The sequence below is a fragment of the Glaciimonas sp. GG7 genome (genome assembly GCF_052976905.1).
This window is the reverse complement of record NZ_JBRIIQ010000049.1, coordinates 18752-31203: the sequence shown is the minus strand read 5'-3', so window position 1 is coordinate 31203 and position 12452 is coordinate 18752. Positions and strand designations below refer to the sequence as shown.

Here is a 12452-nt window from a genome sequence, read left to right as displayed (position 1 = left end):
GACAGAGGGCAAGCATTGGCGTTGCTGGACGCGGCACAAAAATATGGTGCAGACACGATCAGCAAGCAAAAGCCACCGATCGCACCGAAACCATCTAAAGCCAACGCGTCCAGACCGACTGAGCACAGCACAACAGTCAATGGCCGTACCAGTACCGATTGGGTCGCAGGTCTCAACGACGTCTGGCAACGTTGGAGCGCTGAAATGTGGGTTGAGGTGAGTCAGTTAATACGCGTGCGCACCGTGACCACGTCCGATGCGTTGTTGCTATCGCCGACGCAGGCCTACTTTGTCCGTGAAAATGTGAAGTTGCGATTACTCAATGCGCGTCTTGGTTTGTTGTCGCACAATGAGTCGGCGTTCCGTAGCGATTTGATCGCGGCCCAGGACACCATTACTAAATATTTCGATACGCGCGCTAAACAGACACAGACCGCACAGGCCTTGTTAAAGCAAGTACAAGGCAATAATCTGTCCATCAATATGCCGACCCTAGACAGTCTGGCTGCGATCCGTACCTACAAAAACAAGCGATAGGTTTATGCGATTTTTTCTTTGGCTTATTGCCCTGTTTGCTACCGCTATCGGTCTGGCAGTCCTTGCCCGCTACAACGCTGGCAATGTTGTCTTGTTTTATCCTCCCTATCGGATTGACCTGTCGCTGAATTTTTTCATTTTGCTGTCAGGCATATTCTTTATTGCCCTATATATATTGATACGGGCGATTCGCACCACGCAAAAATTGCCCGGTAAAGTGATTTCATACCGTCGCCAAAAACGCGAAGAAAAATCCAATAAGGCGTTGCGTGACTCCCTCAAATCGTTATTTGAGGGGCGTTATGGCCAAGCCGAAAAAGCCGCCACACGCGCCGCTGAACTCAATGAAAATCTGGGCGTTGCCGCCCTGATTGCTGCTCGTGCAGCGCATCGGATGGGGCAATCCGATCGTCGTGATATTTGGCTCTCCAGCATTGAGGACAAAGAAGGTATGCAGACTGCGCGCTTGATGACGGCGCTTGATTTACTGGTCGACGAACATAAGCCGCAAGCAGCACTCGCTGCTGTGGATGCATTGAACGCCAGCGGGATCCGCCATATTCAAGCTCTGCGCCTTGCCCTGAAAGCCAATCAGCAAGCGAAGAACTGGCCCGAAGTGCTGCGTCTGGTCAAAACACTGGGCAAGCACGACGCGTTGAACCCCGTGCTGTCGGACCGCCTGCGTGAGATGGCTTACGATGCTTTGTTGTCTGATGCATCGCATGATGCAGAGTCGCTTCAGCGCCTATGGGGAACTGTTCCTGCCGAACAACGTATCAAACCTGCGATCGTTATGCGTGCCGCACGCGCTTTTAACCAACACGAGATGCAAAACGAGGCACGCATCATGGTCGAAAAGTCGCTCGCCGCGCAGTGGGACGTACGGTTGCTGCGGGTTTATCGTGATTCCGCTGCAGATGAAGGCACGCCAGCGCTGCGTGCACAAATCGAGCGCTGTGAGACGTGGCTTGCGAGAGAGCCGACCGACGCCGAGCTAGCACTGACCCTGGGCACATTTTGTCTGAAGCAAAAGTTGTGGGGCAAGGCGCAGCGTCATTTGCAGCAAGCGTTGTTAGAAACGGCCGAGCCGCGTACTATGCGCGAGGCGCATCTGAAGCTGGCGCAGTTGCACGAAGGATTGGAGCATAACGAGCAGGCTGCCGAGCATTATCGGCAATGTGCGCTGGCAACGATGTGATAGTTGATTGTATGCAGTGAGTTGCGCGCCAGTGTTGGTGGATTGCCTTGGCGCAATCAATTCACATCCGTCTAACCCGCGCCATCTGAAGTACGTCATCGACATCATGCGGTGCTTTATTCCCCTCCATTCGCCTATACTGACGTTCCTCCCACTACGGAAGAGATGCATTGAATAACCTGTTACTAGTCATTGCTGCGCTACTGTTAGTTGCGCTCAATGGCTTTTTTGTTGCCGCCGAATTTAGTTTAGTTAAATTGCGGCAAACGCGGATTCGCGCCATCACCAAAACATTTGGCATGCGTGGACGGATTCTCGCCATCGTGCATCGCCAGTTAGACGCTTATTTATCCGCTTGCCAACTCGGTATTACCTTAGCCTCGCTGGGTCTGGGTTGGATCGGAGAGCCGGCCTTTGCCGGACTATTGGAACCTGTATTCGGTTGGGTCGGCATTGCCTCGCCCGAACTCATCCACGGGATTTCATTTATCTTTGCCTTCTTCGTGATCTCGTTCTTGCACATCGTGGTAGGCGAACTCGCTCCTAAGACGGTTGCGATTCGTCATCCGGAAGTGGTCGGTATGTGGAGCGCGTTGCCGCTGTACGGCTTCTACTGGATGATGTATCCAGCGATTTGGTTGCTCAATGCTAGCGCTAACGGATTGCTGAAAATCGTTGGCCTGACTGGTCAGGGGCATGATTCGCATTACTCAGCTGACGAATTAAAACTCATTTTACGCAGCAGCCGTTCCGGTGAAAAATTTACACCGGATGAGTGGAATGTACTGGCGCAAACATTGGACTTCAGTGAGCTTGAGGTTTCCGATTTGATGCGTCCCATCAATGAAGTCGCCGCCCTCCAGGCCAATTTGAGCTTGCAGGAAAACCTGCAAATCGTTTATCGACATCGTTTCAGCCGTTATCCTTATTTTGATACCGACGGCGTAACCGTTCTGGGTGTCGTGCATATGAAGGATTTATTTTTTGCCCAGCAAGAGGGACAATCCATCACCAGCCTCAATGCATACTTGCGCCCGATCCAGTATGTTTCTTCACGCATGTCAGCGTTGGCGTTATTTCGACTCATACGTAGCGGCGCGCCGCATTTTGCCATCATCGGTAAAAAAGGATTGAAGCCACGTGGCTTCATTACGCTCGATAACCTGCTCGGGGCACTGGTGGGCGAAATTCGCGATGAATTCCGTCTCAATGAGAATGACTGGACGCGGCTTGAAGATGGCACGTTAATGGGCAAAGGCAGCCTGCCCATCTTTTCACTGGAGCGGATCTTGGGCGTGGATATCGAAGAGATCGACGATGTTGATTCGGTGGGCGGCCTGATCATGGCCAAGCTCGGGAATTTGCCGCAAGAAGGCCAAAAAATTGTCTTCGATGGCTTTGAGATAGAAGTCAAAAAAATGAACGGTCCACGCATTGCTCTGGTAAAAATCTACCCGGTTGTTGGCAGACTATAAGTCGACTAAGCAGACTATAAAAGCAGGGTAATCGCATGCGTGATTGCCCTGTTTTGATTTTTCCAATAGAAATTGTTTTACTTGTAATTTGTGGCCGAAGCGCACCATCATAAATCGGCAAAATGCATATAACCTGCTCTCCTTTATGTCCTCCGTTGTTGAGCGGCGTACGTGATTTCCACATATCCATGCAAATAGCTTGAGTGATATTGTCTGCTTCAGCTAAAGTTGCTCACTTTCATAATTTTCATTGCCTGTTTCGCAATACATGTGTGATTTTTTGTATTCCTTTTCAGTGCAGTCCGAAAACTTCGAAAAGTAACTAACGCAGGACTTACGCAAAACCGACCCAGCGGCGTTATCCCTCCTGGCCGTACCGAAGTACTGTCTTCGTCGGTCTGCCTTGCTGGGACGATTTTGCGTAATTCCAATAAAGTAAAAATATTGTTGTACGACTATCGTTGACTGGTGAACAATAAGTGGCATAAAGTCATTAACGGTGGACTGCAAGCAGAAAAATTCTAAGCACAATACGTGTCAATGGAGAGAGAAAATGGCAAAAAAGCCGCTGTATAAATCACTATATGTCCAGGTGTTAACCGCCATCGTTATTGGTGTCCTGATCGGTCACTTTTATCCGCAAACTGGTGCCTCAATGAAACCGCTGGGCGATGGTTTCATCAAGCTCATCAAGATGATCATCGCACCGGTCATCTTCTGTACCGTGGTCATCGGTATTGCTGGTATGGAAGACATGAAGAAAGTCGGCAAAACCGGCGGCATGGCGCTGTTGTACTTTGAAGTAATGAGTACGATTGCGTTGATTATCGGCTTGATCATGATCAACGTTTTTCAGCCCGGAACAGGGATGCATATCGATATTACGTCGCTCGATACCAAGAGTCTTGCTGCCTATACCGCGCCCGGTAAGATGGAGTCGCCAGTTGACTTCCTGTCACACATTATTCCTAACAGTTTTGTCGGCGCGTTTGCCCAAGGCGATATTCTGCAAGTCCTGTTGATTTCGATTCTGTTCGGCTTTGCGTTGCATCGTTTTGGTGGTCGCGGCACGCTGGTATTTGATTTAGTCGAAAAGTTTTCTCATGTCTTGTTCGGCATCGTTGGCTTGATCATGAAAGTGGCCCCCATCGGCGCGTTTGGCGCGATGGCGTTCACTATCGGTAAATACGGCATTGGTTCGTTATTGTCGTTGGGCAAGCTGATGGGATTGTTCTACGCAACTTGTTTGTTGTTCATTTTCGTGGTGCTGGGGATCGTTACGCGTTTGCATGGTTTCAGCGTCTGGAAGTTAGTTAAGTACATTAAAGAAGAACTATTAATCGTACTTGGCACCTCTTCCTCTGAGTCGGTATTGCCGCAACTGATGACCAAGATGGAGAAGCTCGGTGCCAAGCAATCGGTGGTCGGTCTGGTGATCCCAACCGGTTACTCATTTAATCTGGATGGGACCTCGATTTATCTGACCATGGCTGCGATATTTATTGCGCAAGCGACCGATACCCCGCTGACGATCTGGCATCAGGTGACGTTACTGCTGGTATTGTTGCTGACGTCAAAAGGTGCTGCTGGCGTCACCGGTAGCGGCTTTATCGTACTTGCTGCGACTTTATCCACAGTTGGTCACGTACCGGTGGAAGGTTTGGCGCTGATATTGGGTATCGACCGCTTCATGTCCGAAGCGCGGGCCTTGACCAATACTGTCGGTAATGGCGTCGCTACGCTAGTGGTAGCAAAATGGTCTGGCGATCTTGATGAAGTGCGCTTGCATCAGCAACTCGATGGCAAGATTGATCCAGACCTTGAGCGTCCGGTTTCGGATGTCATTCCTGCGAAAGCGGCAGCTTAAGTTAATGCAAAATAGTTAAACCAGATACAGACTATCGATTCGGTTTGACGTAAAAAAACGGTCCGATGGACCGTTTTTTTACGTCTGAGCATTTGGTTTTACCTGGAAACGCCAGATTGATGACAGTTTATTTATGTCAACTTCACGGCATGTTCACGGGTTTCATGGAAGGTGATCAGTGGCCAGCGTTCTTGCGCCAATCGTAGATTGACGCCGGAGCTGGCAAGGTACGCCAGATTGCCAGCGGCGTCGTGGGCAAGGTAATTACCGGCAGACGATCTTTCGAAATCAGCCAGCATTTTTTTGTCATCGCAGCTAATCCAGCGCGCGCTGCTGATACTGGTGCCTTCGAACACGGCATCGACGCCGTACTCGTTTAGCAAACGGCTGGCGACGACTTCAAATTGCAGAACACCCACGCCACCGAGAACTAAATCGCTGCTGGCGACCGGCTTGAAGACCTGAATCGCGCCTTCTTCGCCCAACTGTTGCAAGCCTTTGTGGAGTTGCTTGATTTTGAGCGGATTGCGTATCCGTACCGAGCGGAAAAAGTCGGGCGCGAAGTAGGGGATACCGGTGAATTGCAACAACTCACCCTCAGAGAAACTATCGCCGATCTGCATGTTGCCGTGGTTAGGCAAGCCAATGATGTCGCCAGCGTAGGCTTCTTCCACCTGTTCGCGGCTCGACGCCATAAAAGTGACGACGTTTGATACTTTGATTTCACGATTGAGGCGCAGATGTTTGATTTTCATACCGCGCTCAAAATGACCGGAACAGACCCGCAAAAATGCAATCCGGTCACGATGGGCCGGGTCCATATTTGCCTGAATCTTGAAGACGAAGCCGGAAAAAGGCTGTTCGGTCGGGGCCACGGTACGGATAGTCGCATCGCGTGCACCCGGCGGTTGCGCCCAATCGATGAGCGCATTGAGAATTTCGCGGATACCGAAGTTGTTGATGGCGGAGCCGAAGAATACCGGTGTTTGCACACCGGCCAAAAATGCTTCTTTGTCGAACGGGTGGGAGGCGCCGTGGACTAGCTCGACTTCCATACGCAATTGTTCAATCTCACGCGGGAACATGTCGTCCAGACGCGGATTGTCGATTCCTTTGATGACTTCAAAGGTTTGATCGGCTTTTTCGTTGCCCGGCGCAAACAGCAAGACTTCATCGCGCAGCAAGTGATATACGCCTCGGAATGATTTACCCATGCCGATTGGCCATGTTACGGGCGCACATTGGATTTTCAGTACGGTTTCGAGCTCATCGAGCAGCTCCAGCGGGTCGCGGGTTTCGCGATCCATTTTGTTCATCAGCGTGATGATAGGCGTGTTGCGCATACGGCAAACGTTGAGCAGCTTGATGGTTTGCGTTTCTACACCTTTAGCGGCATCGATCACCATCAGGGCCGAGTCCACGGCGGTCAGCACGCGATAAGTATCTTCCGAGAAATCCTGGTGACCTGGGGTATCGAGCAGGTTGACGACGTGATCACGGTACTCAAACTGCATGACCGAGCTGGCGACAGAAATGCCGCGCTGCTTTTCGATTTCCATCCAGTCAGAGGTGGCGTGACGCCCGCTTTTGCGGCCCTTGACGGTTCCGGCCAATTGAATCGCGCCCGAAAACAGCAATAATTTCTCGGTCAGCGTGGTTTTACCAGCATCCGGGTGGGAAATAATGCCGAAAGTACGGCGGCGTCCGACTTCGCTGGCGATGTGTTCTAGTGAGATGTTCTTGGCAACAATCTCGGCCTGATCGCTCGATGGATCGCTGGTTTGGTCGGAAATGGGTTCTTGCATGATGCGTGGTTCAAGCAATTGCGGTCGCTTGCCTAGATGATATTGAAAAAAACGGGAAAATGCGCATGGCTGCGGCAGCGAGGGCTGCAATTGGGCATGACCGGGAAGTCGCGATTATAGCGTATCTGGCAGGTTGATTCAGGCTCGGCGAGCGCTGTGAGCCTTTAAAAAAAAGCACATTTTTTAAAAGAAATGTGTAGGGGAGAGGGCGAAATGGCAGGTGGAGGCTAAGGGTAGCGTTGTGGCAATTTCTATCGATATAAAAAGATGCCCCAGGCCGTACTAGCAGTACCAGGTCAGGGGCATATATGCAATTTAGGAGGTCACTCCACAATCTTGTTTCAGGATAGTCACAAGAATCGCGCGCCAGGAATCCGGCATTTCATGGCTAAGGAGTGATTGCAAGGTAGCGCAATTCCCCGAAGTTGGTATGTCCGGCGAAGCCGCAAAAGACATTCCACTCGCAGTGATAAAAAGAACAGTAAGGCCACCAATCAAAAGCTTTTTCATATCAAACCTTTATTTTTGGAGAACATTAATTAAGGACGCTACTACCCAAATCTGTACAAAAAATGTGTCGCTCGCCATTCGGCATGCATTTTGAGAGTCAAAATAAGTGCCTGTCATCAGGCCACATGTTTCTCGTCCTTATTGTGAAAATTCACCATTTAACTATAGAGCTCGGCCTGCCAAATATAAGCTGTCAGTATTCGCACATCTTTCGAATACTTAAGCTCGGTCAAGCCACACCATCTCCCGCGACTCCCCCATCAAAAAAGCTCGGTTCGGCTCAATCGCATCGCGCAGATAGCGCCAGAGTGCGGCTACCCGCGCAACATTGCGCGTCTCGGTGGCGGCCACCAGCCAGAAGGTGCGTTCAATATTGCATTGCCCGTCCAGCACCGGAACCAGATCACAGCTTTGCTGCGCCAGAAAGCAGGGCAAAATCGCCAACCCCTGCCCCTGGCGCGCGGCAGTGTATTGGGCGATCACGCTGGTGCTGCGAAAAGCGCGGAAGGCCGACGGTGCCACGTTTTCCTTGTAGCGCAGCTCTTCCGTGAAGACCAGATCGTCGACGTAGCCGATAAACGGATGGCTGGCCAAATCCTCCACCGTGCGGATCTCCGGGTGATTAGCCAGATAAGCAGGCGTGGCGTATAGCTTGAGCAGGTAGGGAGTGAGTTTGGTGACGACGTAATTGCCGCTTTGCGGGCGCTCAATGGTGACGCTGATATCGGCTTCACGCTTGGATAAATTCACAAAACGCGGCACAGGCAGCAAATCGACGCTGATATGTGGATGGCGGGCACAAAAGTGCGCCAGATGCGGAGCCAGCACAAAGGTCCCGAAACCTTCGGTCGCGCCCAGTCTGACTTGTCCCGACAGCAAACGATTGTGACCGCTCAACTCTTCAGCGGCAGCGTACATCGTGCTCTCCACCCGTTCAGCGTATTCAATCAGACGATGGCCCTCGGCGGTCAGGGTATAGCCTTGATTGTTGCGTTCGAATAGTTGACTGCCGACTTGCTCCTCAAACCGCCGCATCCGGCGCGAGACGGTCGAATGGTCTATCCCCAGTTTTTTAGCCGTGTCCACCAATCCCTGACTACGCGTCAGCTCCAGAAATATGCGCAGGTTGTCCCAATCGAGCATTCGTATTCTCTATAAAGATTGCTTTGTAAAAATGCAAAGCCATTGTGGATTAATGTCTATTGTCCCAATAATAATGCACATGCAGAATAGCCGGACTATATTAATAAAAATCAGGAGACAACCATGCCTATCCGGCTTCCAAAAGTATTTTCACGCTGTTTTGCATTGGCTTTATTGACCAGCGCAAGTCTGTCCCACGCCCAAGCGCCGGATATCTACAAAGTTGGGATATTGACCGATATGTCAGGGCCGTATTCCAGCATGGGCGGCCCCGGTTCGGTGGTGGCGGCCAAAATGGCGATTGAGGATTGCATGAAGGCCGAGTGCAAAGGCATGAAAATCGAATTATTGAGCGCCGATCATCAGAACAAAGCCGATATCGGTGCCTCCAAAGCGCGCGAATGGCTGGACCGCGATCATGTTGACGCGATTGCCGATCTGACCAATTCGTCGGTCGCACTCGCGGTGCAACGGCTGGTTCGCGAGAAGGGCGGCATTGCCATGTATAGCGGCCCTGCTACCACCGTGCTGACCAACGCCGAATGCGCGCCAACAGGCTTTCACTGGATGTTCGATACCTATTCGCAAGCCGCCGGGGCCGCTGCTGCACTGACGAACATGGGACAAAAATCCTGGTACTTCATCACCGTCGATTACGCCTTTGGTACTTCGCTGGAAAAAGATGCCAGTGAGGTTGTTAAACGCTTAGGCGGTACGGTGGTGGGCTCAGTCAGGCATCCGCTCAATGCCAGCGATTTATCGTCATTTTTGCTGCAAGCACAAAGCTCCAAGGCGCAAGTCATCGGACTGGCAAACGGCGGTCAGGACACCGTCAACGCCATCAAACAAGCGCGCTCGTTTGGTGTTGGCAGCAAGGATCAGCGTCTGGCTGCGCTGCTGGTGTTTTTGTCGGATGTGCACGCACTCGGTTTAAAAGATGCGCAGGGTTTGGTCTATACCGATGGTTTCTATTGGGATTTCGATAATGACACGCGCAGTTTTGCCAAACGGTTTGAAGCGCTGGATAAGGGCAACAAACCAACCATGGTCCATGCCGGTGTGTATTCCAGCGTCTACCATTATTTAAAAGCAGCTGCTGCAACCAAATCCCACGACGCAAAAATTGTCGCGCAAAAAATGCGTGAAATCCCGATTCAAGATGCCGTCATGCGCAATGCCTCGATTCGTCCTGACGGTCGGGTCATTCACGATATGTATTTGTATCAAGTCAAAACCCCGGCGGAATCGAAAGCCCCTTGGGATTATCTGAAGCTGTTATCGACGATTCCCGCAGAGCAGGCATTTAAGCCGATGGATGCGTCTTGCCCGTTGGTGAAGCCGGCAGTAGCAAGCTCATAAATCCCGGCTTTTATCCGCGCTAATGTAGTTATATTTTTTGAAGGAAAGCTTTGATGTCCCAAATAACGATCCCCAATGTCACCCTTTACATCAACGGTAAAGCGGTCCAGTCCACCAGCACAGAATGGCGCGACGTCCTCAATCCGGCCACGCAAGAAGTCGTCGCCCGCGTCCCGTTCGCAACGAAAGCAGAAGTCGACGAAGCGGTCGCAACCGCCAAGCAGGCATTCCGTAGCTGGCGCAATACATCGCTAGGCCAACGCATGCGCATCATGCTGAAGTTTCAGCAGCTCCTGCGTGAAAATATCGCCCCATTAGCGGAGTTGATTACCCGTGAACATGGCAAAACCCTGCCCGACGCAGAAGGCGAAATCATGCGCGGCCTCGAAGTGGTCGAACACGCCTGCTCGATTACCTCCTTGCAGCTAGGCGAACTGGCAGAAAACGCCGCCACCGGTGTCGATGTCTACACCATCCATCAACCGATAGGCGTCGGTGCCGGGATCACCGCCTTCAATTTTCCGGTCATGCTGCCGTGTTTTATGTTTCCCGTCGCCGTCGCATGCGGCAATACTTTCGTACTGAAACCATCCGAGCAAGATCCGTCAGCATCGCTATTTCTAGTCGAACTAGCCCAGCAAGCCGGTTTGCCACCGGGCGTCTTAAACGTCGTCCACGGCGGCCCGGACGTTGCCAACATGCTGTGCGATCACCCGGACATCAAAGCGGTTTCCTTCATCGGCTCAACCAACGTCGGCACGCACATCTATCGCCGCGCCAGCGAATCAGGCAAACGTGCGCAATGCATGATGGGTGCCAAAAACCACTGCATCGTGTTACCAGACGCAAACAAAGACCAAGCCATCAACAACTTGCTAGGCGCAGCCTTCGGTGCCGCCGGTCAACGCTGCATGGCCAACTCGGTAGTCATACTGGTTGGTAAATCCAAAGAATGGATACCAGAGATCGTAGCCCGCTCACGCTCACTCAAAATTGGCCCCGGCAGCGACCGTACAGCAGACCTCGGCCCGATGGTATCGAAAGCCGCCAAGGCCCGCACCGAACGTTTGATCAGCAGCGGCGTAGAGCAGGGAGCAGACCTGCTGTTAGACGGTCGTAACTGTCAGGTCGCCGGATACACAGAAGGCAATTTCGTCGGCCCGACAATTTTCTCAGGCGTCAAAGCCGAGATGGATATCTATGCCCAAGAGATTTTCGGCCCGGCGATGTGCTTAATCGAGCTCGAAACACTAGATGAAGCAATCGCCTTCATCAACGCCAATCCAAACGGCAACGGCACATCCATCTTTACCGCCTCCGGCTGGTCAGCCCGCAAATTCCAAAACGAAATCGACGTCGGCCAAATCGGCATCAACGTTCCGATCCCGGTCCCGGTAGCGTACTTCAGCTTCACCGGCTCCCGCGCCTCTAAGCTGGGTGATTTGGGACCAAACGGCAAACAGGCTGTGCAATTCTGGACCCAGACCAAAACCGTCACAGCACGCTGGTTTGCGCCGGACGATGATGGTGGGCAGATTAATACGACGATTTCGATGAAATAAATTATTTGTTGGCGAAGAAGATTACATTGCGCAGTCTTCTTTCAGGACTTTTAAAACACCATCGCGAAAAGCTTCTGGCAGTGAGTTGAAATGTGGGTAAAGACTAAGAGCTTGCAATTTGGCACATTCTTGAGGAGTCATTTTGTCTTCAGCAAATGACATCCCGCTCATAGTTATTAGAAATATGGCACATCCACAGATAGATAGTTTTTTCATATCGTATTCAAGCTTTCATTTTAAATAACATGGATTAAATATAAACAACGTTCACCTGGCTTAAAGGAATTCGTTCATAAATATTTCTTATTCATTTTTCAGCATAAATAAGTACCTGATATTTATATATTCCTTTACTGACTGTTGAACACTCAGCAAAAAAAATGTACTACTCTGTTCATAAAATTGAAGCTGTAAGTGTTTACAGCTAGTTTTTTGATGAACAGAAAATTTTGTGCTGAATGATGTTTTTTCCAATAAGCGGAGACAATTTGTAGCGGATTAAATCACGCTAATCAAGTTGTGGTTTTTGCAGTTGACGTTGCAGGCGCAGCCACTTTTGACGTTGCTTTTGACCTTGCAGGCGCAGCCACCTTTGAAGTTGTTTGTGAGTTTGCAGGCGCAGCCACAGTTGCAGTTGCTTTTGAAGTGGTAGTTGCTTTTGACCTTGCAGGCGCAGCCACAGTTGACGTTGTTTTTGAAGTGGCAGTTGCCTTTGCTTTTGAATTGGCAGTTGACCTGCCCCGTCATATGACGCTGCCACATTTTCCTACCGCCAGACGGATCAGGCTGATGACATGTTTGAGCCGAAGGCGAGTTGGTCATCAGACCCGGCTGGCGGTAGGAAAATGTGGGGACCGCGAAGCGGCAGCGGCATCTGCGGTCGCCTTTTCTTTGGTTACTTTCTTTTGGCGAAGCAAAAGAAAGTGACCGGCTGTCGGGCCGCCCCCGACAAGCCTCCACGGAGTAGTAACCGTTTCAATTACCGACGATCAACGA

General features: G+C 51.1%; 10 protein-coding genes. 7 read left to right on the top strand and 3 right to left on the bottom strand.

Going from position 1 to position 12452, the window contains the following annotated elements:
• From ACVBEF_RS12720 to ACVBEF_RS12705, 4 genes are all read left to right on the top strand, one after another.
• A partial coding sequence (locus tag ACVBEF_RS12720; RefSeq protein WP_447124313.1) for a uroporphyrinogen-III C-methyltransferase occupies nucleotides 1-537 on the top strand: 537 nt, incomplete at its 5' end.
• Between the two features lie 4 nt (nucleotides 538-541).
• Nucleotides 542-1735: a heme biosynthesis HemY N-terminal domain-containing protein gene (locus tag ACVBEF_RS12715; RefSeq protein ID WP_447124312.1), complete on the top strand. Its 1194-nt coding sequence runs from the start codon at nucleotides 542-544 to the stop codon at nucleotides 1733-1735.
• A 170-nt stretch (nucleotides 1736-1905) separates the two neighbouring features.
• On the top strand, nucleotides 1906-3210 hold the full coding sequence (locus tag ACVBEF_RS12710; RefSeq protein WP_447124311.1) for a hemolysin family protein: 1305 nt from the start codon (nucleotides 1906-1908) through the stop codon (nucleotides 3208-3210).
• Nucleotides 3211-3763: 553 nt separating this feature from the next.
• Nucleotides 3764-5077, top strand: coding sequence for a dicarboxylate/amino acid:cation symporter (locus ACVBEF_RS12705; RefSeq protein ID WP_447124310.1), 1314 nt, complete (start codon nucleotides 3764-3766; stop codon nucleotides 5075-5077).
• Between the two features lie 131 nt (nucleotides 5078-5208).
• Here ACVBEF_RS12705 and ACVBEF_RS12700 read toward each other — a convergent pair whose 3' ends face one another.
• Nucleotides 5209-6882 carry a peptide chain release factor 3 gene (locus ACVBEF_RS12700; RefSeq protein WP_447124309.1) on the bottom strand — a complete coding sequence of 558 codons (1674 nt, stop codon included), beginning with the start codon at nucleotides 6880-6882 and terminating at the stop codon, nucleotides 5209-5211.
• A gap of 729 nt (nucleotides 6883-7611) precedes the next feature.
• Entirely contained in the window at nucleotides 7612-8535 is a 924-nt protein-coding gene (locus tag ACVBEF_RS12695) for a LysR family transcriptional regulator (protein WP_447124308.1), read from the bottom strand.
• A gap of 123 nt (nucleotides 8536-8658) precedes the next feature.
• On the opposite strand from ACVBEF_RS12695, the gene ACVBEF_RS12690 reads away from it, so the two are divergent.
• Nucleotides 8659-9894, top strand: a complete 1236-nt coding sequence (locus tag ACVBEF_RS12690; RefSeq protein WP_447124307.1) for an ABC transporter substrate-binding protein — start codon at nucleotides 8659-8661, stop codon at nucleotides 9892-9894.
• A 53-nt stretch (nucleotides 9895-9947) separates the two neighbouring features.
• Nucleotides 9948-11456: a CoA-acylating methylmalonate-semialdehyde dehydrogenase gene (locus ACVBEF_RS12685; RefSeq protein ID WP_447124306.1), complete on the top strand. Its 1509-nt coding sequence runs from the start codon at nucleotides 9948-9950 to the stop codon at nucleotides 11454-11456.
• A 21-nt stretch (nucleotides 11457-11477) separates the two neighbouring features.
• On the opposite strand, the gene ACVBEF_RS12680 is transcribed toward ACVBEF_RS12685, so the two are convergent.
• Entirely contained in the window at nucleotides 11478-11672 is a 195-nt protein-coding gene (locus tag ACVBEF_RS12680; protein WP_447124305.1) for a hypothetical protein, read from the bottom strand.
• Nucleotides 11673-11975: 303 nt separating this feature from the next.
• On the opposite strand from ACVBEF_RS12680, the gene ACVBEF_RS12675 reads away from it, so the two are divergent.
• On the top strand, nucleotides 11976-12383 hold the full coding sequence (locus tag ACVBEF_RS12675) for a hypothetical protein (protein WP_447124304.1): 408 nt from the start codon (nucleotides 11976-11978) through the stop codon (nucleotides 12381-12383).
• The last annotated feature ends 69 nt before the right edge of the window (nucleotides 12384-12452 follow it).

Bases quoted from the DNA above. Each gene is read 5' to 3' on its own strand.
- ACVBEF_RS12715 (WP_447124312.1), top strand. From the start codon at position 542: ATGCGATTTTTTCTTTGGCTTATTGCCCTGTTTGCTACCGCTATCGGT.
- ACVBEF_RS12705 (WP_447124310.1), top strand. From the start codon at position 3,764: ATGGCAAAAAAGCCGCTGTATAAATCACTATATGTCCAGGTGTTAACC.
- ACVBEF_RS12700 (WP_447124309.1), bottom strand. From the start codon at position 6,882: ATGCAAGAACCCATTTCCGACCAAACCAGCGATCCATCGAGCGATCAG.
- ACVBEF_RS12695 (WP_447124308.1), bottom strand. From the start codon at position 8,535: ATGCTCGATTGGGACAACCTGCGCATATTTCTGGAGCTGACGCGTAGT.
- ACVBEF_RS12690 (WP_447124307.1), top strand. From the start codon at position 8,659: ATGCCTATCCGGCTTCCAAAAGTATTTTCACGCTGTTTTGCATTGGCT.
- ACVBEF_RS12685 (WP_447124306.1), top strand. From the start codon at position 9,948: ATGTCCCAAATAACGATCCCCAATGTCACCCTTTACATCAACGGTAAA.
- ACVBEF_RS12680 (WP_447124305.1), bottom strand. From the start codon at position 11,672: ATGAAAAAACTATCTATCTGTGGATGTGCCATATTTCTAATAACTATG.